This window comes from Flavimobilis rhizosphaerae, from assembly GCF_014852685.1.
In the GTDB taxonomy this organism is placed as follows: domain Bacteria; phylum Actinomycetota; class Actinomycetes; order Actinomycetales; family Cellulomonadaceae; genus Flavimobilis; species Flavimobilis rhizosphaerae.
Genome location: NZ_JACZDF010000003.1, coordinates 263913 through 285949, shown reverse-complemented (window position 1 = coordinate 285949; position 22037 = coordinate 263913). Strand labels below are relative to the sequence as shown.

The 22037-nt window shown below is 71.9% G+C and carries 22 protein-coding genes; 16 read left to right on the top strand and 6 right to left on the bottom strand.

All coding sequences use genetic code 11. From position 1 onward, the window contains the following. On the top strand, positions 1 to 1320 hold the full coding sequence (locus tag IGS67_RS07575; protein ID WP_328741982.1) for an anaerobic C4-dicarboxylate transporter: 1320 nt from the start codon (positions 1 to 3) through the stop codon (positions 1318 to 1320). A 148-nt stretch (positions 1321 to 1468) separates the two neighbouring features. Continuing rightward, a complete protein-coding gene (locus IGS67_RS07570) occupies positions 1469 to 2896 on the top strand; it encodes a hypothetical protein (protein ID WP_192279324.1) in 1428 nt (475 codons plus the stop codon). Here IGS67_RS07570 and IGS67_RS07565 read toward each other — a convergent pair. Beyond that, positions 2796 to 3755 carry a glycosyltransferase gene (locus tag IGS67_RS07565; RefSeq protein WP_192279322.1) on the bottom strand — a complete coding sequence of 320 codons (960 nt, stop codon included), beginning with the start codon at positions 3753 to 3755 and terminating at the stop codon, positions 2796 to 2798. The two genes, IGS67_RS07570 and IGS67_RS07565, sit on opposite strands and share 101 nt — an antisense overlap. A 153-nt stretch (positions 3756 to 3908) precedes the next feature. Here IGS67_RS07565 and IGS67_RS07560 point away from each other — a divergent pair, with 153 nt between their 5' ends. Further along, positions 3909 to 4340, top strand: a complete 432-nt coding sequence (locus IGS67_RS07560) for a hypothetical protein (protein WP_192279320.1) — start codon at positions 3909 to 3911, stop codon at positions 4338 to 4340. Positions 4341 to 4630: 290 nt separating this feature from the next. Here the strand turns inward: IGS67_RS07560 and IGS67_RS07555 are convergent, their stop codons facing one another. Continuing rightward, positions 4631 to 6202 carry an aspartate:alanine exchanger family transporter gene (locus IGS67_RS07555; protein ID WP_328741978.1) on the bottom strand — a complete coding sequence of 524 codons (1572 nt, stop codon included), beginning with the start codon at positions 6200 to 6202 and terminating at the stop codon, positions 4631 to 4633. 161 nt (positions 6203 to 6363) lie between these two features. Between IGS67_RS07555 and IGS67_RS07550 the strand changes: the two genes are divergently transcribed. Together IGS67_RS07550 and IGS67_RS07545 are read left to right on the top strand one after the other, a co-directional pair. After that, positions 6364 to 7188, top strand: a complete 825-nt coding sequence (locus IGS67_RS07550) for a YwiC-like family protein (protein ID WP_328741976.1) — start codon at positions 6364 to 6366, stop codon at positions 7186 to 7188. 1 nt (position 7189) lies between these two features. Beyond that, the gene (locus tag IGS67_RS07545) at positions 7190 to 8290 is read left to right on the top strand and encodes an FAD-dependent oxidoreductase (protein WP_192279316.1); all 1101 of its coding nucleotides are present in this window, start codon (positions 7190 to 7192) and stop codon (positions 8288 to 8290) included. Positions 8291 to 8292: 2 nt separating this feature from the next. Here IGS67_RS07545 and IGS67_RS07540 read toward each other — a convergent pair whose 3' ends face one another. Together IGS67_RS07540 and IGS67_RS07535 are read right to left on the bottom strand one after the other, a co-directional pair. Beyond that, the gene (locus IGS67_RS07540; protein WP_192279314.1) at positions 8293 to 9090 is read right to left on the bottom strand and encodes a hypothetical protein; all 798 of its coding nucleotides are present in this window, start codon (positions 9088 to 9090) and stop codon (positions 8293 to 8295) included. Positions 9091 to 9849: 759 nt separating this feature from the next. After that, positions 9850 to 9996 (bottom strand): hypothetical protein, encoded by a 147-nt coding sequence (locus tag IGS67_RS07535; protein WP_192279312.1) that lies wholly within the window; start codon positions 9994 to 9996, stop codon positions 9850 to 9852. 108 nt (positions 9997 to 10104) lie between these two features. Between IGS67_RS07535 and IGS67_RS07530 the strand changes: the two genes are divergently transcribed. From IGS67_RS07530 to IGS67_RS07495, 8 genes are all read left to right on the top strand, one after another. Continuing rightward, positions 10105 to 11010: a LysR family transcriptional regulator gene (locus IGS67_RS07530; protein WP_192279311.1), complete on the top strand. Its 906-nt coding sequence runs from the start codon at positions 10105 to 10107 to the stop codon at positions 11008 to 11010. A gap of 354 nt (positions 11011 to 11364) precedes the next feature. Then, positions 11365 to 11901 (top strand): alternate-type signal peptide domain-containing protein, encoded by a 537-nt coding sequence (locus tag IGS67_RS07525; protein ID WP_192279310.1) that lies wholly within the window; start codon positions 11365 to 11367, stop codon positions 11899 to 11901. 107 nt (positions 11902 to 12008) lie between these two features. Further along, positions 12009 to 12578: a hypothetical protein gene (locus IGS67_RS07520; RefSeq protein ID WP_192279307.1), complete on the top strand. Its 570-nt coding sequence runs from the start codon at positions 12009 to 12011 to the stop codon at positions 12576 to 12578. Between the two features lie 18 nt (positions 12579 to 12596). Continuing rightward, positions 12597 to 13940: an RICIN domain-containing protein gene (locus tag IGS67_RS07515; protein WP_192279305.1), complete on the top strand. Its 1344-nt coding sequence runs from the start codon at positions 12597 to 12599 to the stop codon at positions 13938 to 13940. Beyond that, positions 13940 to 14755, top strand: a complete 816-nt coding sequence (locus IGS67_RS07510; RefSeq protein ID WP_192279303.1) for an LPXTG cell wall anchor domain-containing protein — start codon at positions 13940 to 13942, stop codon at positions 14753 to 14755. The genes IGS67_RS07515 and IGS67_RS07510 overlap by 1 nt, the downstream gene beginning before the upstream one ends. Then, positions 14748 to 15401: a signal peptidase I gene (locus IGS67_RS07505; protein WP_192279301.1), complete on the top strand. Its 654-nt coding sequence runs from the start codon at positions 14748 to 14750 to the stop codon at positions 15399 to 15401. Before IGS67_RS07510 ends, IGS67_RS07505 begins: the two co-directional genes overlap by 8 nt. A 286-nt stretch (positions 15402 to 15687) precedes the next feature. Beyond that, positions 15688 to 16191: a low molecular weight protein-tyrosine-phosphatase gene (locus tag IGS67_RS07500; protein WP_235977975.1), complete on the top strand. Its 504-nt coding sequence runs from the start codon at positions 15688 to 15690 to the stop codon at positions 16189 to 16191. Between the two features lie 57 nt (positions 16192 to 16248). After that, positions 16249 to 17436 (top strand): pyridoxal phosphate-dependent aminotransferase, encoded by a 1188-nt coding sequence (locus IGS67_RS07495; protein ID WP_192279299.1) that lies wholly within the window; start codon positions 16249 to 16251, stop codon positions 17434 to 17436. A gap of 99 nt (positions 17437 to 17535) precedes the next feature. Here the strand turns inward: IGS67_RS07495 and IGS67_RS07490 are convergent, their stop codons facing one another. Both IGS67_RS07490 and IGS67_RS07485 read right to left on the bottom strand, forming a co-directional pair. After that, entirely contained in the window at positions 17536 to 18528 is a 993-nt protein-coding gene (locus IGS67_RS07490; RefSeq protein ID WP_192279297.1) for an ABC transporter permease subunit, read from the bottom strand. Further along, positions 18528 to 19616, bottom strand: coding sequence for an ABC transporter ATP-binding protein (locus tag IGS67_RS07485; RefSeq protein ID WP_192279295.1), 1089 nt, complete (start codon positions 19614 to 19616; stop codon positions 18528 to 18530). Before IGS67_RS07485 ends, IGS67_RS07490 begins: the two co-directional genes overlap by 1 nt. A 326-nt stretch (positions 19617 to 19942) precedes the next feature. Here IGS67_RS07485 and IGS67_RS07480 point away from each other — a divergent pair, with 326 nt between their 5' ends. The 3 genes from IGS67_RS07480 to IGS67_RS07470 all read left to right on the top strand — a co-directional run bounded on the left by IGS67_RS07480 (position 19943) and on the right by IGS67_RS07470 (position 22033). Further along, the gene (locus IGS67_RS07480) at positions 19943 to 20173 is read left to right on the top strand and encodes a helix-turn-helix domain-containing protein (protein WP_192279293.1); all 231 of its coding nucleotides are present in this window, start codon (positions 19943 to 19945) and stop codon (positions 20171 to 20173) included. A gap of 24 nt (positions 20174 to 20197) precedes the next feature. Next, positions 20198 to 20611 carry a (deoxy)nucleoside triphosphate pyrophosphohydrolase gene (locus IGS67_RS07475; RefSeq protein ID WP_192279291.1) on the top strand — a complete coding sequence of 138 codons (414 nt, stop codon included), beginning with the start codon at positions 20198 to 20200 and terminating at the stop codon, positions 20609 to 20611. Between the two features lie 147 nt (positions 20612 to 20758). Further along, entirely contained in the window at positions 20759 to 22033 is a 1275-nt protein-coding gene (locus tag IGS67_RS07470; RefSeq protein ID WP_192279289.1) for a hemolysin family protein, read from the top strand. Positions 22034 to 22037: the final 4 nt, after the last annotated feature.

The following is a 22037-nucleotide window of genomic DNA, read 5'->3' as shown; positions in this document are numbered from 1 at the left end:
ATGGCACTGCAGTTCCTGGTCGTCCTCGCCGCGATCTTCCTCGGCGCGCGCCTCGGCGGCATCGGCATCGGCTTCGCCGGTGGCCTCGGTGTCCTCGTCCTCGCGCTGCTCGGCGTCACGCCCGGCAACATGCCGCTCGACGTCGTCTCGATCATCATGTCCGTCATCGCGGCCATCGCGGCGATGCAGGTGGCGGGCGGCATGGACTACCTTGTCGACCTCGCCGACAAAGCGCTGCGGAAGAACCCGAAATACCTCAACTTCCTCGCGCCCGTCATCACGTACCTCATGACGATCATGGCAGGCACCGGCCACACTGCGTTCTCGACGATGCCCGTCATCACCGAGGTCGCGAAGGAGAACGACATCCGGCCTGCGAGGCCGCTGTCGATCGCCGTCGTCGCGTCGCAGATCGCCATCACGGCGTCGCCCATCTCGGCAGCCGTCGTGTTCTTCTCGGGCATGCTCGAGGAAGCCGGCACGGGCGTCGACTACATCACGCTCCTCATGGTCGCGATCCCGTCGACGTTCTTCGCGTGCATGGCGACCGCCGCGATCATGATGGGGATCGACAAGGTGCGCGGCACGTCGAAGCTCTCGACGCTGCCCGAGTACCAGCGTCGCCTCGAGGCCGGGACGGTCGCACCGCCGACGGGCCGCACGGAGCGCGAGATCACGAAGGGCGCGCGCCTCTCGGTGCTCATCTTCTGCCTCGGCCTGCTCACCGTCATGACGTACGCGACGATCATCAGCGACAAGGTCGGCCTCGTCGAGGAGCCCGTCATGGGCCGCGACGCCGCGATCATCTCGATCATGCTCGGCGTCGCAGCGATCATCGTCATCCTCTGCAAGGTGCAGACCTCCGAGATCCTCGGGGCGTCGACGTTCAAGTCGGGCATGTCGGCCGCGATCTGCGTGCTCGGTGTCGCGTGGCTCGGCACGACGTTCGTCAAGGCGCACGAGGAAGCGATCCTCACCGCGTCGGGCGATCTCCTGCGCGACAACACGTGGCTGCTCGCGGTCATCCTCGTGTTCGCCGCCGCGCTCCTGTACTCGCAGGCCGCGACGTCGAAGGCGCTCATGCCGCTCGCCGTCGTCGCGGGGGTCTCGCCGATCGGCATGGTCGCGGCCTTCCCGGCCGTGTCCGCGCTGTTCATCCTCCCGACGTACCCGACGCTGCTCGCGGCCGTCGAGATGGATGACACCGGGTCGACGCAGATCGGCAAGGCGATCTTCAACCACCCGTTCCTCGTGCCCGGGCTCATCAACATCGCGATTGCGGTGGCGCTCGGCTACGGATTCGGGGTGCTCGCGATCTGACCTGACGTGGCTCGATAGCCGATCCGTGCGCGCCACGCGCACGGATCGGCTATCGGCTGCTCCCGGCGTGTCCGAGCCGGTATGATCTGTCGCGGCCTGGGCGATTCCCGGCCGTCCCGCACGACGATCACCGGCGAGGAGCCGCCCCGTGACCAGCGCCGGATCCCGCCGGACGATCCCGTGGCGAAAGCTCGCGGGGACCAGCGCGCGCACGCTCCTGGCGATCATCGTCGCGCACGTCGTGCTCGTCAGCCTCTTCGCCGCCACGTACGCGGTGCCCGACGCACCGATCATCCGCCACGTCACGGCCGACCTCGCCGCCGGACGACTCGCCGACACCTACCCCGACAACCCGCTCGGGGGCCGGCTCGACGGATACACCCAGTGCCTCAGCACGACGAGCGGCGTCCTGCCGACGACGTCGAGCATGCCCCTGCCCGAGAAGGTGACGATGGTGCCGCGCGGGCCCGGCGACTGCTCCGAGCTGCCCGGATATTTCGGCCGGCTCGCCGACGGCGGACCCTTCGCCCACCCCGACCGCGGCGACGCCTTCGGATACATCCGCTACTGGTCCGGCTACTCGATCGTCTCGCGCCCCCTCCTCGCCCTCGGCGGCATCCGCGCCGCTCAGGCCGGCAGCGCGATTCTCCTCGTGGGCGCCCTCGCGCTCCTCGCGCACGGCACGCGGCGACGCGCCGGGACGCCGGCCGCGGTCGCGCTCGTCGGCACGTACGTCCTCACCTCGAACGTCATGACGACGCCGCTCGCCTACACGATGGCCGTCTCCGAGACCGTCGCCCTCGCTGGTGCTGCCCTCGTCCTGCTCGTCCCGCGCCGCTGGGTGCTGCCCGCCGCCGCCGTGGCAGCGTCCGCGTTCGTGTTCGTCGACCTCCTCACCGTCCCCGGCACGTCGTGGGCGCTCACGGTGTTCGCCGTCGCGCTCCGGGCCTGGTCGACGTGGGCCGCCGGCCCCCGCACGACGCGGCCCGCGCGCCCCGTGCTGCTCGCCGCCAGCGCCGGCGCCGTCGTGTGGGGTGCCGGCTACGGAGTCTCGTGGGCCCTGCGCTGGGTGTACGCGACCGCCTACGTCGGCGTGCGGGGCGTCGTCGACGACGTGCTGACGACCGCCCGGTTCCGGATCGACGGCGACACGACGTTCACGGGTAAGCCGGTCGAGCTCAGTACCGTTCCGCTCAGCTCGCTGGGCAAGAACCTCGGCTACTGGGCGATGACCGTGGGCCTGTGGGCTGCCGTCGTCATCGTCCTCGCCCTCGCCGTCGTCGTCTGGCGTCGTCGCACGACCGTCGTCGCAGGCGTGACCGCCCGCGGCGGGTGGCCAGCCGTCGCGGCCCTCGCAGCTCCTGCGCTGCTCGTCGTCGTCTGGTACGAGTTCCTCCGCAACCACAGCCAGATCCACGCGTTCTTCACGCACCGCAGCCTCGGCGCGGCGACCGCGATCTGCGTCGCGGCCCTCGTCATCGGATGGGCAGGGGCTCACCGGCCCGCGCGCTCACTGCGGGAAGCTGCAGGTACGCGAGACGCATCGACTCCCGACGGAGCCGCAGCACACCCGTGAGGAGCAGCCCGACACTCCCGGCGAGCATGCCGAGGATCGCGAGGCTCGACGCGAGGATCGCCGTCGGGAACCGCTCGACGAGACCGGTCTGCGTGAACTCGTAGACGACCGGGAGGCCGAGCACGAGCGACGCGACGAGCAGGAGCGCAGCCACCCCGCCGTACGCCGCGAACGGCCGCTCGTGGACGAACATGCGCGCGATCGCCCAGCAGATCCGCAGACCGTCGCGCACCGTCCGGAGCTTCGACGCCGAACCCTCGGGGCGCTCCTTGAACCCGACCGGAACCTCGCGCTGCGGGACGCGCAGTGCCATCGAGTGGATCGTCAGCTCGGTCTCGATCTCGAACTCGCGAGAGAGCGCGGGGAACGACTTGACGAAACGGCGCGAGAAGACGCGGTAGCCCGAGAACATGTCGGTGACGGGCGTGCCGAAGAGCTTGCCGACGACCATGTTGAACGCGGCGTTGCCGCGCGCGTGGCCCGGGCGGTGCGCGGATGCCTCCGGGTCGTCGCTCCGGCACCCGAGCACGTGGTCGTACGGGCCCTCGAGCAGCGTCCGGATCATCTCGGGGGCCGCGCTCGCGTCGTACGTGTCGTCGCCGTCGATCATGAGGTAGACGTCCGCGTCGATGTCAGCGAACGCGCGGCGCACGACGTTGCCCTTGCCCTTCGCGTGCTCGGTGCGGACGATCGCGCCGTGCGCGGCCGCGACCTCGGCGGTGCGGTCGGTCGAGCAGTTGTCGTACACGTAGACGTCGATGCCGGGGACGGCGGCGCGCAGGTCGTCGACGACCGTGCCGATCGCGACCTCCTCGTCGTGGCACGGGACGATCGCCGCGATGGTCAGGCTGTCGGGCACGTCGCCTCCGGGTGGGTCGTCTGATCTGAGGCGAAGCCTACCGGTGGGCAGCGTCCCCGCACCGGCGCGTATGCCGATAGCCGATCCGTGCGCGCCACGCGCACGGATCGGCTATCGGCATCTCCTGGAGCGGTGACGGGGGAGGATGTGCCCATGACCGCCCCTGAGCTTCGCGACCCGTCGTCCCGCGCCGCCCGCACCGGCGTCGTCGTCCGCACCGTCCTCGCGACCGCTGTCGTCGGCGCGCTCGCGGCATGCGTCGGGACGCTCCTCGTCGAGCCCGACCACCTGCCGCTCGCCGTCGTCGTCGGGACCCTCGTCGGCGCCGTCGTGGGAGCCGGCGTGGCGCCGTTCCTCCTGGGCCGGGGCGCGTCGACCGGGACCGTGAGCGCCGCGGACCGCGCCGTGCTCGGGCTCGTCGGCGCGGTCGTCGGCGGGGGAGCGTGGGTGCTCGTGTGGGAGCTGCTGCCCGGGCCCGTCCAGGGGGCGGATCTGCTGTGGCCGCTCGTCGTCTCGGCGACGCTCGCGGCCGTGTGCGGGGTGTTCGGCTACGGATGGTGCGTCGCGCCGCTGCGGCGCGACTGACGCGCCCGCGCTCTGCAGGCCCGCGCTCTGCAGGCCCGCGCTCTGCAGGCCCGCGCTCTGCAGGCCCGCGCGCTGCCGCCGCCCGCCTCGCTGCCGCCGAGGTTCCGCGTACGCGCGCTTTCCAGGCGTGCACGCGGGTCCAAACCCGCGCGCATGCCTGAGAACCGCGCGTAAGCCTGCCGTCACGACGCCGCCGGGCGTCGACCCGACAATGTGTGCCCTACCCGCAGGTTCACCTTTGCGGGTAGGGCACAAACGTGCGGGTAGGCAGGCCCGGCGGGCCCCGCTCGTCAGAGCACGACGATGATCTGGACGAGGAGGATCTTCACGACCATGCCGAGCGCGAACGTCGCCGCGTAGCCCGCGTCGATGCGGTCGTCCATCGCGCGGCCGTTCGCGTCCGCGAGGATCGCCGGCTGGCCGAGGAACCCGGCGAACGCGCCCGTCGTGCGCTGCGCGGAGATCCCGAGGCGCTTGGCGCCGCCGAAGAGCACGAGCGCCCCGACGATGACGACCGCCGCGGCCGACAGGCCGATGAGCACGCCCTCGAGGCTGAAGGCGCGGGCGGCGAAGTCCTCGCCCGACGAGAGACCGACCGCAGCGAGGAAGAGGACGAGTCCGAGCTGGCGCAGCGTGAGGTTCGCGGCGTGCGGCATGCCCCACACGACGGGACCCGAGCGCTCGAGCCCGCCGAGGATCATGCCGACGACGAGCGGTCCGGCCGCGGAGCCGAGGGAGAACTCGATGCCGCCCGGCAGGGGGATCGTCACGAGGCCCGCGAGCAGGCCGAGGGCCATGCCGAAGCCCATGGTGAGGGCGTCGACCTCGGAGACGCGGCGCTCGGAGTCGCCGAGAAGCTTGCGAACCTCCTTGAGGCGGTCGCGCGGCACGACGGGCAGGACGCGGTCGCCGAGCTCGAGGACGAGGTCGTCCTTCGCGAGGAGGTCCGCATCGCCGCGGCGGATGCGCGTGATGACGCCGCCGTAGCGGCCGGGGATGTCGAGCGAGCCGACGGTGCGGCCGGCGACGCGCCGGTTGGAGACGACGACGCGTCGGTAGTCGACCGAGCGGCGGTCGTCGGCGAGGTGGTGCTCGACCTCGCGGCCGAGGTGCGCGACGACGAGGGCGACGGCCTCGGCAGGGCCGACGACGACGACCTGGTCGCCGGGCCGGAGCTCGTCGTCAGCGGCGACGACGCGCGTGTGCCCGCCGCGCGCGAGGTACGACATGCGGACCTCCTGCTCGTCCCAGCCGGGGATGTCGGCGAGCCAGCTCGGCCGCTCGACCTCGACCGTCGTCGCGAAGAGTCCTGCGCCCGACGCGCTCGCAGGGTCGCGCCGTGAGTCCCAGAGCTTGTTGACCATGATCGAGACGACGAGGATCGCGACGACGACGCCGACGGGGTAGCCGAGCGAATAGCCGACCGCGGGGTCGTTGTTGCCTGCGGCGTCGACGGCGGCGGCGAGGGCGGGCGTCGACGTGAGGGAGCCGGTGTACATGCCGGCGGCGATCGCGCCGTTGAAGCCGAGGAGCTTGCCGGCGCCAGCGGCGACGGCGGCGGAGGCGACGAGTGCGAGGGACGCGACGACCATGAGGGGCCACTGGCGGCGGAGGTCGCGGAAGAACGTCGAGCCGGCGGCGAGGCCGACGGTGTAGACGAAGATCCCGAGGCCGAGGGTCGACAGGAGGCCGAGGCCTTCGCCGAGGCGCGGGTCGGTCGCGCCGAGCGCGAGGCCGACGAAGAGCGCACCCGAGGCGCCGAAGCGCAGGGGGCCGAAGGGGATCGCTCCGAACGCCGTGCCGAGGGCGACGACGAGGAAGACGGTGAGGAGGGGGGACGACGCGAGGACGTCGAGCTGCACGGAGGGCTCCCGGAGCTGGTGGAGGTCGCTGGTGGGGCACCCACCAGGATAGGTGGGATGAATGCGCTGCGGCGGGGCGAGTGACGTCGCTGACAGGTCGACCTTGTCACAGCCGGCGGAAGTGGATCTGACGTCAGGAACCATTGTGTCATCATGAGTGCGTGGCTGACGTCGACGCACCGCACACCGCACCAGAACGCCCCGCACCCCCGCGCCGCCGCAAGAGACGCCGCGGACCCGGGTGGGTCCCCGACCAGCACGGTGCCTGGGCGATGCTCGTCGTCCCCCTCGGCCTCGGCATGGTCCAGACCGGACCCGCCTGGGTCCACCTGCCCCTCGCGCTCGTCTGGATCCTCGGCTACCTCGCCTTCTACGCGACCGGCCAGTGGCTCCGCTCGCACCGCAAGAAGCGTTGGTTCCCCCCGGTGCGCGCTTACGTCCTCGCGTGCATCCCGCCCGGGCTCGCCGTCGTCGTCCTCCGGCCCGACCTCCTCGCCTGGGTCCCCCTCTTCCTCCCGCTGCTCGCCACGAGCCTCGTCCTCCACCACCGCCGCGAGGACCGCAGCCTCCTCAACGACGTCGTCACCGTCGTCGCAGCATGCCTCGTCCTGCCCGTCGCCCACGACGCCGGGCTCGACACCGCCGCCCCCGGCGGCTGGGCCGCCACCTGGATCGCGACCGCCCTCATCGCCGGGTACTTCATCGGCACCGTGCCCTACGTCAAGACCCTCATCCGCGAGAAGGGCTCCCGCCCTTGGTATGTCGGCTCCGTCGCGTTTCACGTCGCGCTCTGCGCCCTGCCGTGGCTGCTCGCCACGACGACACCGGCCCCCTTTGGTCCCGTGCCTCTGACGATCTTTTACGCGATGCTGGCACTACGCGCGGCACTCGTCCCCCTCCGGGGTGCGACGCCGCGACAGGTGGGCATCGGCGAGATCGTCGCGTCGGTCGCCCTCACAGTGCTCGTCGTCGTGGAGGTGCTCTGAGATGTCCGGAAACCGAGTGGTCGTCGTCGGCGGAGGCTACGCCGGCATCGTCGTCGCCCGCGAGCTCGACGACGTCGCCGACGTCACGCTCGTCGAGCCCCGCAGCGAGTTCGTCCACGCGACCGCCGCCCTGCGCGGAGCTGTCGACGTCGCATGGGAGCCCAACGTGTTCCTGCCCTACGACCAGCTCCTCAAGAACGGCCGCGTCGTCCACGACCGCGCCCGACGCATCACCCCGCGCTCCGTCCACCTCACGTCGACCGACGTCCTCGAGGCCGACCACGTCGTCATCGCGACCGGGACCTCCTACCCCTTCCCCGCGAAGTTCATCGAGTCCGAGGGCTGGGTCGCCCGCGCACGCCTCGGCCGCCTCCGCGAAGCCCTCGCGATGAGCAGCCACGCCCTCCTCGTCGGCGCCGGGCCCGTCGGCCTCGAGCTCGCAGGCGAGCTCCACCACGCCTACCCCGACATGAAGATCACGATCGTCGAGCAGGCCGAACGCATCCTCCCGTCGCCCGAGCTCATGGAACCCCTCCGCGAGAGCCTCCGCACCCAGCTCGAGGACGCCGGCGTGCGCTTCGTCCTCGGCGCACGGCTCGGCTATCTGCCGCCGGTCGACGTCGGCATCCACCAGCCGTTCGTCGTCGAGACGACGACTGGGGAGAAGATCGAGGCCGACATCTGGTTCCGCGCCTACGGCAACCGCGCCGAGTCCGACGCGCTTGACGGCACGCTCGCCGCGGTCCGCCGCGGCGACGGCTCGATCCGCGTCGACGGCCACCTCCGCGTCGCCGGGCACGGCACCGTGTGGGCCGTCGGCGACGTCGCCGACGTCAAGGAGTCGAAGCGCGCCCAGCACGCGATTGCGCACGCCCGTGTTGTGGCGGAGAACCTCCGCTCCGTCCTCGCGGGCGGCGAGCCGACGGTCCTCTACCGGCCCGAGCCCGAGATCGTCGTCATCCCGCTGGGGCCCGAGGGAGGCGCGTCGCAGGTCATGAAGCGCGACGGGTCGCGCACGGTGCTCGACGCCCACGAGACGAGCCGCATCAAGGGTCAGGACCTCATGGTCGGGCCGCTCAAGGAGCTGCTCGGGCTCGAGTGAGCTCAGTCCCAGCCGAGCGTCCGGCGCACGGTCGTGGCGCCCGCTGCGGGCCACTGCGGCAAGCGTGGCGCGACGACGTCCTCGGCGATCCCGAGGAGCGCCCGGGCGCAGTCCTCGACCGGCTGGTCGAGTGCCGCGCCGATGCGCGCGCCGACGCCGGGAAAGGTGTCCTCGACCCGGCGTCGCGGGTCGAGGCCGTCGCGCAGCGCCGCCGGGTCGGCGGGCACGAGCGCGCCCACGAGGTCGAGCAGCTCGCCGAGCGCGTACATCCTCACGTGCGCGTTCGCGGCGACGAGCTCGCCGCGGCGCGCGCGGCCGACACCGATGAGCAGGAGCGAGCAGAAGAGCCCCGCCGCGCGCGGCAGGTCGGGTGCGGGACGCGCGGCGATCTCGTGCGCCGTGCGCGCGGCGCACGCCTCGAGGACGGAGGTGACGGGCCCCGTGTCGTAGACGACGCGCCAGTGGTGCGCGGCGAAGGTCGCGACGTCCTCGAGCGACGCGACGGCGAACTCCAAGACGTGACCGTCGGCGAGGACGACCTTGAGCCCGTGGCCGGTCTCGCGCGGACAGAGCACGATGTCGGGCCCCTCCGGGAGCCACGAGAGGTCCTGGCGGTACCGCTCGGCGACGTCAGGCTCGACGACGAGGTAGAAGTCGTGGTCGGACCACTCGTCGAGGCGGGCTCGCTCGGCTCCCGAACCGAGGAGGACGAGCCCGACGACCTCTGGCCGCTGCGCGATCCGCGCGACGAGCGCGTCGGTCCAGGCGTCGAAGCGTGCACGGGCGTCAACCGTCGTCATGGTGCCTCCGGGGTCGAGTGAATCCTGGGTGCAGGGCCCGTCCGAGCGTAGGGGGTGCGTGGGTACGAGGGGAAGTTCCGGACAAGCCGAAGAGCCGCGATCGGAGGATCACGGCTCCCGACGGTGACTCGGTGGGCGGCCGCCGAGCCCGGCCCCTCCTACGTGGGGCGATACCGAGGCCCGTCGCCCTCCAGCTGGAGGCGCTCGGGAAAGATCTCGTTGCCCTCGACGCGCCCACGAGCCGAGCAACTGGCACAGCAGCGCGAGCTCGAGCGCTATCTCGAAGCGGATCGCGACGCGGGTGCGGAGCCGGCCCGTGTCTGACGCGGCCCACGCCGCTCGCTCCTCGACGAAGCGACGCTCGGTCGATCGCAGGATGACGATGCGGGCGCGTCGGTCGCTGTGCGCGTCGCCCGTCGCGAGGAAGCCGTCGCGCGTGACATCGACGCTGTACTGGTGCTGGTCTGCCATGATGACCCCTTGATTCCGAGCACGCCTCAAGACGAGACGTGCGGTCATGGGGTGGTGCACCTGCTGACGTAGATCCTGCTGCGGCTCTGGGGCGGCCGTCAAGCGTCCGCGACGAAGCGCGTTCAGGACGGGCGCATGACGTGGCGTAGGTGGCGCGTGGCTGAAGCCCCGGCTGCACCAGATGCCGAAGAGCCGCGATCCGGCATGGATCGCGGCTCTTGGTGACGACGCGGGAGGATGCGTCGCGGCGGACGGCCGATCAGTGGCTGCTGACGGGTCGCCTGGGTCTCAGCGGAGGAAGAGCGGGGACTGGTCGGGCACCCGGTGGAGGTCCATCTTCATCCGGAGCTCGCCCTGGGGCGTCGGGATCGCGGGGACCGCGTGACGCTTGAGCCACCGGACGACCTTGGCGACGGGCTGCTGGACGGAGGACATCTCTCTCACCTTCCTGGAGTTCGGGGGTCGTGCTGACACCTCAATGATGGGGCCGATTCTGCTTTAGCACAATCGAATTGTTGTGCACCCAGGGTTTAGTATGGCTACATGGCAACGGATGCACGCAGGCTTTCCTTCCTCTTGGCCGTCCACAGGGCAGGAGGAGTCCTTGCGGCCGCTGATCTGCTGCACGTCACGCCGTCGGCCGTCTCGCAGCAGATCCAGCGGCTCGAGAAGGAGGAGGGCGTCACCGTCCTCGACCGCGGGCCCCGCGGCGTGACGCTCACGCCGGCCGGGCGGGTGCTCGCCGAGGCCGCCGAGCGCATCGAGGGCGAGCTCGTCTCGGCGCGCAAGGAGCTCGCGGCGCTCGGCGACGACGTCGAGGGCACCGTGACGGTGGCGTCGTTCGAGACGGTGACGGTTGCGGTGCTCGTCCCGGCTCTTGTCGCGCTCAAGGAGGTTCACCCGGGGGTCGAGGTCGTGCTCACGGACATGGAGTACACCGACGGTGTGCGGGCGCTGCGCGCGGGGGAGGTCGACGTCGTGCTCCACGAGCGCGACGAGCACACGAAGCCCAACGCTGGCCGCGGGCACCGCGACGTGCCCGTGCTCGACGAGCCGTGGCGGCTCGCGGTCCCGACGTCGATGCCGACGCCCGGGTCGCTGCACGAGCTCGCCGGGGTGCGGTGGGTCGGGCCGGACCCGAGCACGGCGGCGGCGCGCGCCCTCGGCCGGCTCGGCGAGGAGATCGGGGCGGAGCCCGAGGTGCGCCACTCGTTCTACGACTTCGGGGTCGCGCTCGCGCTCGTCGCGGCGGGCGAGGGGGTCGCGCTGCTGCCGGCGCTCGCGCTGCGCGCGGGGGTGCCCGACGGCGTCGAGGTCGTGACGATGCCGGGGCTCGGCACCCGACGGATCGTCGCGCGTCACCGGCAGACGCGCCACGAGCCGGGGCCGGCGGTCGCGGCCGTCCTCGAGGCGGTCGGGGACGTCGCTGCGGGCATCGACCTGGGCTGAGCGGGGCTGTCACCAGGGGCGACAGGATCGGGCACTGGGAGCGCTGTCCCCGGGACGATGGTCCCCGACGGCCTCTATGAATCGCGTCACACAAGCGCCCGACAGGGGTCCACACTGTGAGACATCCACCGGATCCGAGAGTGGTTGAACGGTAAACCCGCAGGTCAATGCGTCGGGCTTGCAAACCCACGACCCTGTCGATCCCGCAACCGGTGGAGCCGCGCCGTCTGGGTGCTACCTCCCTGCGGGTGATGGAACCGAGCGGCGTTCACCCCGTAGTTTCGGGGCGCCGAACGGGACTCCCCGTCGGCAACGACTGGCACCCGACCGGTGCACGAACCCCAGGGACACCCCATGAACAAGATCACCAAGGGTGCCGTCGTCGGCGGCATCGGCGTCGCGCTCCTCCTCGGCGGCGGCTCGACCCTCGCGTACTGGACCGACCAGGCCCCCGTCTCGGGCGCGGCCATCACGTCCGGCAGCCTCGACATCTCCGACTTCGCTGCCGCGACGTGGACGGTGACGAACAACGGCACCACGAAGCCCGTCGCCAACATCGCCACCTTCAAGATGGTCCCGGGCGACACCCTCACCTACTCCACCACGGCCACCGTCACCCTCGTGGGCGACAACCTCAAGGCCACGATTGCCGCCGCGCCCGGCGCCGGCTCGATCACGACCCCGGGTGAGCTCAAGGACCGTCTCCAGACCACCGCCGAGGTCAACGGCGGCGCGACGGCCGAGATCACCGCGGGCACGCACACGGTCCCCGTCACGGTGACGATCGTCTGGCCGTTCGGCGATGCCTCCAGCCCGACGCTCGACAACGAAGCCATGAACGAGACCGTCTCGTTCGCGAACTTCAACGTCACCCTCACCCAGGTCCAGTGACCCGGACCCGATGACGGGCGTCGTCCGGGCCGCGGCCCGGCCCGGACGACGCTCCACACCGCGGCCGACGGCATCGGCCACCGCAGGCACGACGGACAGGGGGAGACGTGCCCGACGCCAGCACCACCGACGCACCCGCGCGTCCTCGCCGCCGGCACCTGCGCGTGCTCGTGGCGCTCGTCGCCGCCCTCGGCCTCGGCTCGGCCGGCTTCGGCACGACGTACGCCTACCTGCGCGACAGCTCGACCGTCCAGGGCGCGACGATTACCTCGGGCTCGCTCGACCTGTGGCTCTACGCCAAAGGCACCTCGTCGACCTCGCTCGGCACCAACCTCGCCCACGTCCGCGGCATCACGCGGTCGCACAACGTCCCGGTGCTCACGACCGCGGGCACGTCGACCGCGGTCGACGCGACGATCGTCTCGACGTCCGGCGCGCTCGCCCAGCACGTCACGCTCGAGACGCGGATCGGTACGCAGACGCAGTGCCCCGAGACCGGGACCCCCGACGCGTCCGGACCGCTCACGAGCTTCGGCACGCAGCGCGTCATCGCCCCGACGACCACAGGCACGACGTACCTGTGCGTCTACCTGACGGTCCGGGCCGACACCCCCGTCAACCTCGTCGGCCAGACCGCGGGCTTCGACCTGCGGTTCGACGCCGTGACCGCCCGCTGAGAAGGAGAGGAGACAGCCGTGAACGTCCGTGCCTCCACCCGTCGCACCGTGACCGTCGTCGTCGCGGCCATGCTCGCGACCCTTCTCGCCTCGACGGGAGCCGCCTGGGCGTACTGGACGGCGACCGCGAACCTCACCGCGAGCATCAAGCTGTCCGACGTCCGCGTGGCCCTCGGCGGCACCTCAGGCCTCACGACGACGTTCGCGAACGAGGCGCTCGTCTCGACGACGTCCTTCACCGTGAGCAACCCCGGCTCCGAGACCGGCGCCGTGACGCTCCGCGTCGTCCCCGGCACCGCCTCGTCCCTGCGCGGCACTCTCAGGCTCGAGCTGTGGCGGCAGGCAGGCGGCAGCTGCGCGACGACGTCGGGCACCGTGACGACCGGCACGTGGGCGACGATCTCCGCACCCGTGGGGAACCTCGCCGCGGGCACGACGCAGACGTGGTGCGCGCGCACGACAGCGACCTCGCGCGAGGCGATCGCCCACGTCTCGGGCACGCAGAGCGCCACGACGAGCCTCGTCGCCTCGATGTCGGTGAGCGGCGGCGCCGTCACCGACACGGCAGCCGTCACGCACTCGACCCGTCTCGTCTACCCTGCGGCGAACGTCACGAGCCTCCTGCCGGCTAACGCCTCGGCGTGGTTCACGATCCAGCGCGGCCAGGCGACGACCAGGTGCCTCGACGTCGCGTACAGCGGGGGCACCGGCGCGGCCGTCCTCGGCTACGGCTGTCTCACGAGCCCCAACCAGCGGTGGCGCATCGCGGCCGTCGCGGGTGGCGCCCCGGGTCGCGTGACCTTCCAGCCGATGCACGGGAGCGGCCTGCCGACGCGCATCGCCGTGAACGGCACGAACGTCCAGGTCAGCACGGCGTCCGACGTCGCGTCGCAGCGCTGGTTCTACCAGGCGGTCTCGGCGACGACGTTCCAGCTCGTCGACGAGACCGGCGGGCGGTGCCTCACGACAGGGGTCGAAGAGTACGACCCGTCGACGGTCGTCGCGTGCAGCGACGCACTGAGGTCGCGCCAGGTCTTCGGCGCGACGCGCCACCCGCTCGCGATGACGGTGAGCGGTGACCAGGTGCGATTCTCGTTCGGGACGGTCCCCGGCGGGGCAGCGGTCTCGGCCGGGTGGGAGGACCTGCGCCTCCAGGTGAGCAGCGGCGGAACGTGGACAGACGTCGTGGGGACGTCCCGCGACGACGTGAGTATCACGGCTCCGAGAGCGGCGCTGACGACGGGCACGAACATCGCGTACCGCATCGTCCGCACCGCAGGCGGCACGACCTATGTCCTCTATGACGGTATCCAGATCACCCGCAGCGGCACCACGGTGACGATCGTCCGAGGGAACGGCTGATGGGCGCCCGCGCGTTCGCGGCCGTCGCCCTCGCGTTCGCCGTCGCGCTCGTGCCAGCCACGGCGTACGCCGCCGACGGCGACGTCACCGTGTCGCTCGACGGCTCGACGTTCACGTCCGACGTCACGACCCCGCTGTTCGACCCGACCCTGCGTGTCGTCCCCGGCGACATCGTCACGGAGGACCTCTGGGTGCGGAACTCCTCGACGACGGACGCCCGCGTGCGTCTCGAAGTGCTCGACGCGCGCGCCGACGACCCCCTGTTCGCGGCCGCACTCACGCTCGGCGCACGGGCCGTCGACGCGACGGGCCGCGAGATCCCCGTGACGGTCGCGGACGCCGGCGCGTGCTCCGTCGTGCTCCGTGACGTCGCGCTACGTGCGGGCCAGACCGTGCGACTCGCCGTCACCGCGACCGTCGGCGACCTTGAGCACCAGGACGGGACGCGCGCGACGGCGTCGTTCCGGCTGCGCGCCGTCGCGACTGACGCGACCGTCCCCGGGCCGTCGGACCCGGGCGAGTGCAGCGAGGGCGAGCCGTCGCCGACCGAGGGCCCGACCGAGGGCCCGACGACGACACCGCCCCCGACCGAGGGCCCGACGACGACCCCGACCGACGGCCCCACGGTCACCCCGACCGAGCGGCCGACCGTGACCCCGACGGTCGCACCCACCACCACGCCCGACGACGGCGACCTCCCGACGACCGGCGCGTCACCGACGCTCGCCCTCGGGTTCGCGTCCGCGCTCGTCGTCTCCGGCCTGCTCGTGCTCGCGCTGCGCCGCCGCTCCGATGACCGGGACGACCGTGCCTGAACCGACCGACAAGGACGCGACCGAGATCCTCGACCCGCCTGGCGCCGGAGCCGCCGGACCGACGCGCGAGCCGGGCTTCCTCGCTGGCCTCGGGCTCGCGCTCAGCTGGGCCGCGCTCGTCGTCGTCGCCCTCGTTGCCATCGTCGCGATCATCGTGCCCCGCGCCACCGCATCGACACCCCTGGCGATCCTCACCGGGTCGATGGACCCGACGTACCCGCCGGGCACGCTCGTCGTCGTCAAGCCCCTCGACCCCACCGAGGTCAAGGTCGGCGACGTCATCACCTACCAGCTCGAGTCCGGTAAGCCGACGCTCGTCACGCACCGCGTCGTCGAGCTCGGACTGCGCGCCGACGGCGAGCGCCAGTGGGTCACGCAGGGCGACGCCAACGACGCCCCCGACGAGCTGCCCGTCCGGGCCGTCCAGCTGCGAGGACGCGTCTGGTACCACCTGCCGTACGTCGGCCACGTGACGGTCGCGCTCGGCAACGGCGGCCGCGGCACCATCGTCGCGCTCGTCGCCGGTGCCTTCATCGCGTACGGCGTCTGGCAGATCACGAGCGGGCTGCTCGGTCGCGGCCGACGCAAGGACGCCGCCTCGCCGGCGGCCGAGCCCGCACCCGCGCCGGACGCCCCGGTCTCCTGAGGTCCGCGCCCCGCGCCTCGCGCCCCGGACACGAGAAGGGCCCGTGAGGTGCTAGCGCGTGCGGCGGACGACCGCACCCTCACGGGCCCCGGTGGTCGCCCCGTGCCGGCGACCGGGTGAGCCGGGCGTCAGCCGGCGACCACCTCGAGAGTCCACTCGATCTTCATCTCGCGGATCACCTCCTTTCGTCGGTGTCCCCGACGCTACGCGCGCCCCGCCGCGCGGCGCACCGTTATTTCCCGTGCGGCCCCGGGAGGGGCAGGATGGAGCCGACGAAGGAGGACTCATGCTCAGGGTCATGACGGTGTGCACGGGCAACATCTGCCGGTCGCCCATGGCAGAGATCGTGCTGCGGCACCGGGTCGAGGCCGCGGGCCTCGGGGACCACGTGACGCTCGACTCGACGGGCATCTCCGACGAGGAGCACGGCCGGCCCGTCGACCGTCGGGCACGGACGGCGCTCGAGGCGCGCGGGTACCACGTCGGACCCCACCGTGCCCGACGCGTCCGTGCCGACGAGCTACGCGACCGTGACCTCGTCCTCGCGATGACGCAGCACCACGCGCTGGTCCTGCGGTCCATGCTGCCCCCCGGTGACGAGCGGGTCGTCATGTTCCGGTCGTTCGACCCGGCGGCGCCAGCCGTCGTCGACGGGGACGAGCGCGTCCTCGACGTCGCCGATCCCTGGTACGGCGGGCCCGAGGACTTCGAGACGTGCCTCGACGAGGTCGAGGCGGCGGCCGACGGGATCGTCGCGCACCTGCGTGCCCTCCACCGCACCCGGGCCTGACCCGACCCACGCTCGAGGACCGCTCCGTCGGCCCGGCTCGTCCGGCAGGATGACCGTATGAAGGTCTCGCAGCGCTCCGCCGTCCCGCCGTTCGCCGTCATGCAGATCATCGCGGCCGCCAACGCGCGCCGCGCGGCCGGTCAGGACGTCATCAACCTGTGCGCGGGCGAGCCCGTCACGGGCGCGTCCGACGCGGTGCGGGAGCGCGCCCGGGAGTTCCTCGACGGCCGCAGCCTCGGCTACACCGAGGCGCTCGGCGCGCCACTGCTGCGCGCGGCCCTCGCCGCGCACTACGAGCGCTGGTACGGGATCGACGTCGACCCAGCCCGCATCGCGGTGACGACGGGATCGTCGGGCGGGTTCATGCTCGCGTTCCTCGCGGCGTTCGACGTCGGCGACCGCGTCGCCCTCGTCCGCCCCGGGTACCCCGCCTACCGCAACATCCTCGGTTCCCTCGGCTGCGAGGTCGTCGAGCTCGCAGCCGGCGCCGACGTCGGCCACGCCCCGACCCCCGCGATGCTCGACGCCGCGCACGCCGACGCCCCGCTCGCGGGGCTCGTCCTCGCGAGCCCCGCCAACCCCACCGGCACGATGATCGACGCGGACCGGCTCGCCGGCCTCGCCGCCTGGTGCGCCGCGCACGACGTCCGCCTCGTGAGCGACGAGATCTACCACGGCATCGTCCACGACCCGTCCCGGTGGCCCGGCGCGACGGCCGCCCACCACCTCGGCACGGGCGCCGTCGTCGTCTCGTCGTTCTCGAAGTACTGGGCGATGACCGGGTGGCGGCTCGGCTGGCTCCTCCTGCCCGAGGACCTCCTCGCCCCCGTCGACGCGCTCGCGGGCAACGTCGCGCTCTGCCCGCCCGCACTCGCGCAGCACGCGGCCGTCGCCGCGCTCGAGCCCGACGGCTACGCCGCCGCGGCTCGGGACGCCGAGCAGTACGGACGCTCGCGCGCGGTGCTGCTCGCGCGGCTCGACGAGCTCGGCTGGCACGACGTCGCTCCGGCGGACGGCGCGTTCTACCTCTACGCGGACGTCTCCACGTCAGGCCTCGACTCGCGGGACTGGTGCGCACGGCTCCTCGACGAGGCAGGCGTCGCCCTCACTCCCGGGACAGACTTCGACCCCGTGGACGGCCACCGTTGGGTGCGCCTGTCGTTCGCGCAGGAGCCCGCGACGATCACTACGGCCGTCGACCGCATCGTCGCGTGGCAGAAGACGCTCGCGTCGTGCGGACGATGACGGAACGACGACGGGCGGGCCCTCCCGTGAGGGAGGACCCGCCCGCGCCCGGACCGTCCCGGGGGTGACGGACCCGACTGAGGGTCAGTGGACGTCGGGTCAGTGGACGTCGCGCCGCCGGAACGCGAGCCACGACACGACGACGAGCACGAGGGCGATCGCCCCGAGGTAGAGCGTCGCGTCAGCCGCCGTGACGAACTTCTCGACCTGCGTGCACTCGCGGTACAGCTCTTCCTGGTTCCACGCGCAGACGTTGACGAAGTACGAGGTCTTGCCCTCGGTGATCGCGAACAGCTGCGTCGAGACGAACCAACCGTGCAGCGCCGACTCCCAGAACATGCCCCGGAACACCATCTCGACGACGACGAAGTACCCCGCGACGACGCCGATGACCGCAGCCGTGTGCCGCAGGAGCGAGCCAAGCGCGGCCCCGAGCACAGCCGCCGCGACGACGACCCCCGACGTGCGCAGGATCGCCCCGACGAGCTTGCCCGTGTCGAGCGGATCGGGCGAGGGGATGCCCCGCAGCTCGGTCCACGCGGCAGTGCCGAGGACACCGAGCGCCGTGACGAGTGCTGCGGCGCACACCGCGACGACGGCGGGCGCGGCGAGCTTGGAGAAGAACACCCGGGACCGACGCGGCGCGAACGTCAGCCAGTTGCCGAGAGACCCGGTCGCGTGCTCGGCGGCGGTGAGCGATGCCCCGAGAAGGAACATGAGCGCTGCGGCAAGGATGAGCAGCCCTGTCGTCTCGCGGGTGACGCGCTCGGCGAAGCCCTCAGGAGACCAGGTGTAGTTCTCGAACGTCGGTTCCTCGAGGTAGTTCTCGCAACCCCAGTCCGCCGGGGACTGCTCGTTGGCCGCAGCGTCGCTGACGCAGCTGTCGTAGTACTGCTGGTGGTTGAGCTTCCAGTCAGCGAGGTGCTCCTCGAAGTACACGCGTTGCTCCGCGAGCTCTTGATCGCTCGGCATCGACGTCGACACGAGGTTGCCACCGAGAAAGAACAGGCACAGGCCGACGAGCCCGCTGAGGATGATCCACGTCGCACGACGCGACCGGGCACGAAGAAGCTCTGCAGCGAAGAGTCGCATCACGCCTCCCCTCCCTCGGTGCTCGTCGGTCGGCCGTAGGGGTTCGCGGGCGGGCCCTGGGGCGGTTGCGGCGCTCCGTCTGTCGGCGACGCGGCGTGGTGGCCAGCCGCGTGGGACGGAAGTGGCACGCCAGCCGCGGTGCCAGGGCCCTCGCCCGCGGTGAGCTCGAGGAAGAACGCCTCGAGACCCGCGCGCTGCGCGACGAGCTCGGACACGTAGTGCTCGTGGTGCGCGAGCCGACGCGTGATCTCTGCTGGGTCGTCCACCCCGGTGACGTTGAGGAGGGCGCCGTCACGCACGACGGTCATCCCGCCCTCGCGCAGGACGCGCTCCGCACCGTCCGGGTCGGCGACGCCGACGCGGACCGTCGTCGTCGCCTGCGCGTCGAGGAGGTCCTTGACGCGGCCCTGCGCGAGCGTGCGGCCACGGCCGATGATCGTCACGGTGTCGGCGACGTGCTCGACCTCGCTGAGGATGTGGCTCGAGACGAGCACCGTCTTGCCCGACGCGCCGAGCGACCGCATGGTTTCGCGGATCTCGTGGATGCCCGCGGGGTCGAGCCCGTTCGTCGGCTCGTCGAAGATCAGCAGGTCCGGGTCCTTGAGGAGCGTCGCGGCGATCGCGAGGCGCTGCTTCATGCCGAGCGAGTACGTCTTGAAGAGGTCCTTGCCCCGGTCCGTGAGGCCGACGTCCTCGAGCACCTGGGCGACGGCGCGCTCGGGCGCTCCGATGCCCTTCGCGAGGATCTCGAGGTTGCGGCGTGCGGAGATCGTCGGGAAGAACTTCGGCTGCTCGACGATCGCGCCGACGCGCTTGATGACGGCCGGCAACTGGCGGGGGATCTCGTGGCCGAGGACGTTCATCGTGCCCGCGTCGGCGTGGATGAGCCCGAGGAGCATGCGGATCGACGTCGTCTTGCCCGAGCCGTTGGGGCCGAGGAACCCGTGGACGCCCCCGAGCGGGACGTCGAGGTCGAGGCCCTGGACGGCGACGGAGCGTCGTCCGGTGACGCTGCGGTACGTCTTGCGTAGTCCGCGCGTCACGATCGCGAGGTCGCCCGGAGAGGCGCCGTCCAACGTCGTCGTCATGATCCCCCTGTGGTGGGCCCGGGGCCGCCGGGTCGCTGGTCGACCGGTGTGTCCGGCGCCACTACGGAGGGTAGCGGCGTCACGGGTGACATGGGGGTTCTGCTGGACGTGTCCCACGCCGCGCGCCCGGGTGTGATGCGGCTCACATCGACGTCCGGTCGGCTTAGCATCGTCCTGACCTGCGCAGACGCGGACCTGGCCTGGCTCATGACGCCAGCGACGCGGGTGAAAGCAGTTCGTCGCCCAGGGTCGCGTCATGACCGGATGTCGTCTCCCTCTCATCGGGTGAACGGCGGATCGACCCGCCGCGACGCAGGAGGAGAACCATGCAGACCACCGGCACCACCGAGGACCGCGCGCCGCTCACGCGCCGCGAGCTCGTCGTCCTGTCGCACCTCAGCGACGACGTCACGCTCGACGATGTCGCGCGCGAGCTCTTCGTCAGCCGCAACACGGTGAAGACCCAGGTGCGCAGCGTCTACCGCAAGCTCGGCATCTCGACGCGCGCCGAGGCCGTCGTCCATGCCCGCAGGCTGGGCCTCCGCCAGGACGGCTGACCATGGACTGGCAGAATGCCGGTCATGGAGCGCACACATGTCGTCGCGGCGATCATCGTCGACGACCTCGACACGCCCACGCGGGTGCTCGGTGCGCGCAGGGTCCGGCCCGAGCGGCTCGCAGGTCGGTGGGAGTTCCCCGGCGGCAAGGTCGAACCCGGGGAGAGCTCGCACGCTGCGCTCGTGCGTGAGCTCAACGAGGAACTTGCGGTGACCGTGCTCGTCGGCGACGAGCTGCGGGGACCGCACGACGACGGCTGGCACGTCACCGACCGCCACGCGATGCGCCTGTGGTTCGCGGTCCTCACGAGCCCCGAGCCCGTCCCGCTCACCGAGCACGACGAGCTGCGCTGGCTCGACGCGACGACTCTCGGGGACGTCCCGTGGCTCGACGGCGACCTCGAGATCGTCGAGGCGCTCCGCCCGATGCTCGGCTGACCACAGGCCGCCGGTACCGGCAGCCGATCCACGTCACACGGGTTCGCCTTGACGACGCCCGCGCCCACATCTTCTACTGACATGCATGGATGATGCTGGTAGTAGTACCCCGGGCCCCCTCTCCTCGATGACCGGGAGGGTGGCCTGATGGATCAGGACACGGTTCTCAACGTCCTGCTGGTCATCGCCTTCGTCCTCGTCGGCGGCGTGTTTGCCGCGACCGAGCTGGCGCTCGTCTCGCTCCGTGAGGGGCAGATCGACAAGATGGAGAAGGAGGGCGGCCGGGCCGCCCGCACCGCGCGGCTCGCGCGCGACCCCAACCGCTTCCTCGCCGCCGTGCAGATCGGCGTGACCGTCGCTGGGTTCCTCTCGGCGGCCTACGGCGCCTCGACGCTCGCTCCCGACTTCGCGCCGCTGCTCGTCGACGTCGGACTCTCGGAGAGCTCGGCGGCGACGACGGCGCTCATCGTCCTGACGCTCGTGATCGCCTACCTGTCGCTCGTGCTCGGCGAACTCGTGCCCAAGCGTCTCGCGATGCAGCACACCGAGAAACTCTCGCGTGCCGTCGGCCCGCCCCTCGACGTCTTCGCGAGGCTCATGCGCCCCGTCGTCTGGCTGCTCTCGAAGTCGACGAACGGAGTCGTGCGCCTGCTCGGCGGCGACCCGGACGCGTCGGGCGACGAGATGAGCGAGGAGGAGCTGCGGGGCATCGTCACGGGTCACGAGGGGCTCGCCCCGGACGAGAAGCGGATCCTTGGGGACGTGCTCGACGCGGGCGCGAGGTCGCTCGCCGAGGTCATGCGGCCGCGCACCGAGGTCGCGTTCATGAGTGCCGACCTCACCGTCGCGGCGGCCCTCGACGTCGTCGCGGACGCCCCGTACTCCCGCTACCCCGTCATCGGGGAGAACTTCGACGACATCCTCGGGTTCCTCCACGTGCGGGACCTGCTGCGCGCCGAACGCGACGTGCGCGTGCGTGATCTCACACGCGACATCCTGCTGCTGCCCAGCACCAACCGGCTGCTGCCGTCGATGTCACAGATGCGTCGGGACGGCGTGCACATCGCGGTCGTCGTGGACGAGTACGGCGGCACCGACGGCATCGTCACGCTCGAGGACCTCGTCGAGGAGCTTGTCGGTGACATCCGGGACGAGTACGACGCGGACGAGCCCGCGCACGTCCGTGCGGACGACGGCGTCGTCCGGCTCGACGCGGGGGTGACGATCGAGGAGTTCGCGGAGGAGACGGGCGTCGTGCTCGAGGACGGGCCGTACGAGACGGCGGCGGGGTTCGTCGTCGACCGCCTGGGCCGCCTGGCGGAGGAGGGCGACGAGATCGAGGTCGACGGCGCGACGCTCCGCGTCGCGGAGGTCGACAACCGCCGCATCAGATCGCTCGAGGTCACCCTCCCGTCCCCGTAGATCG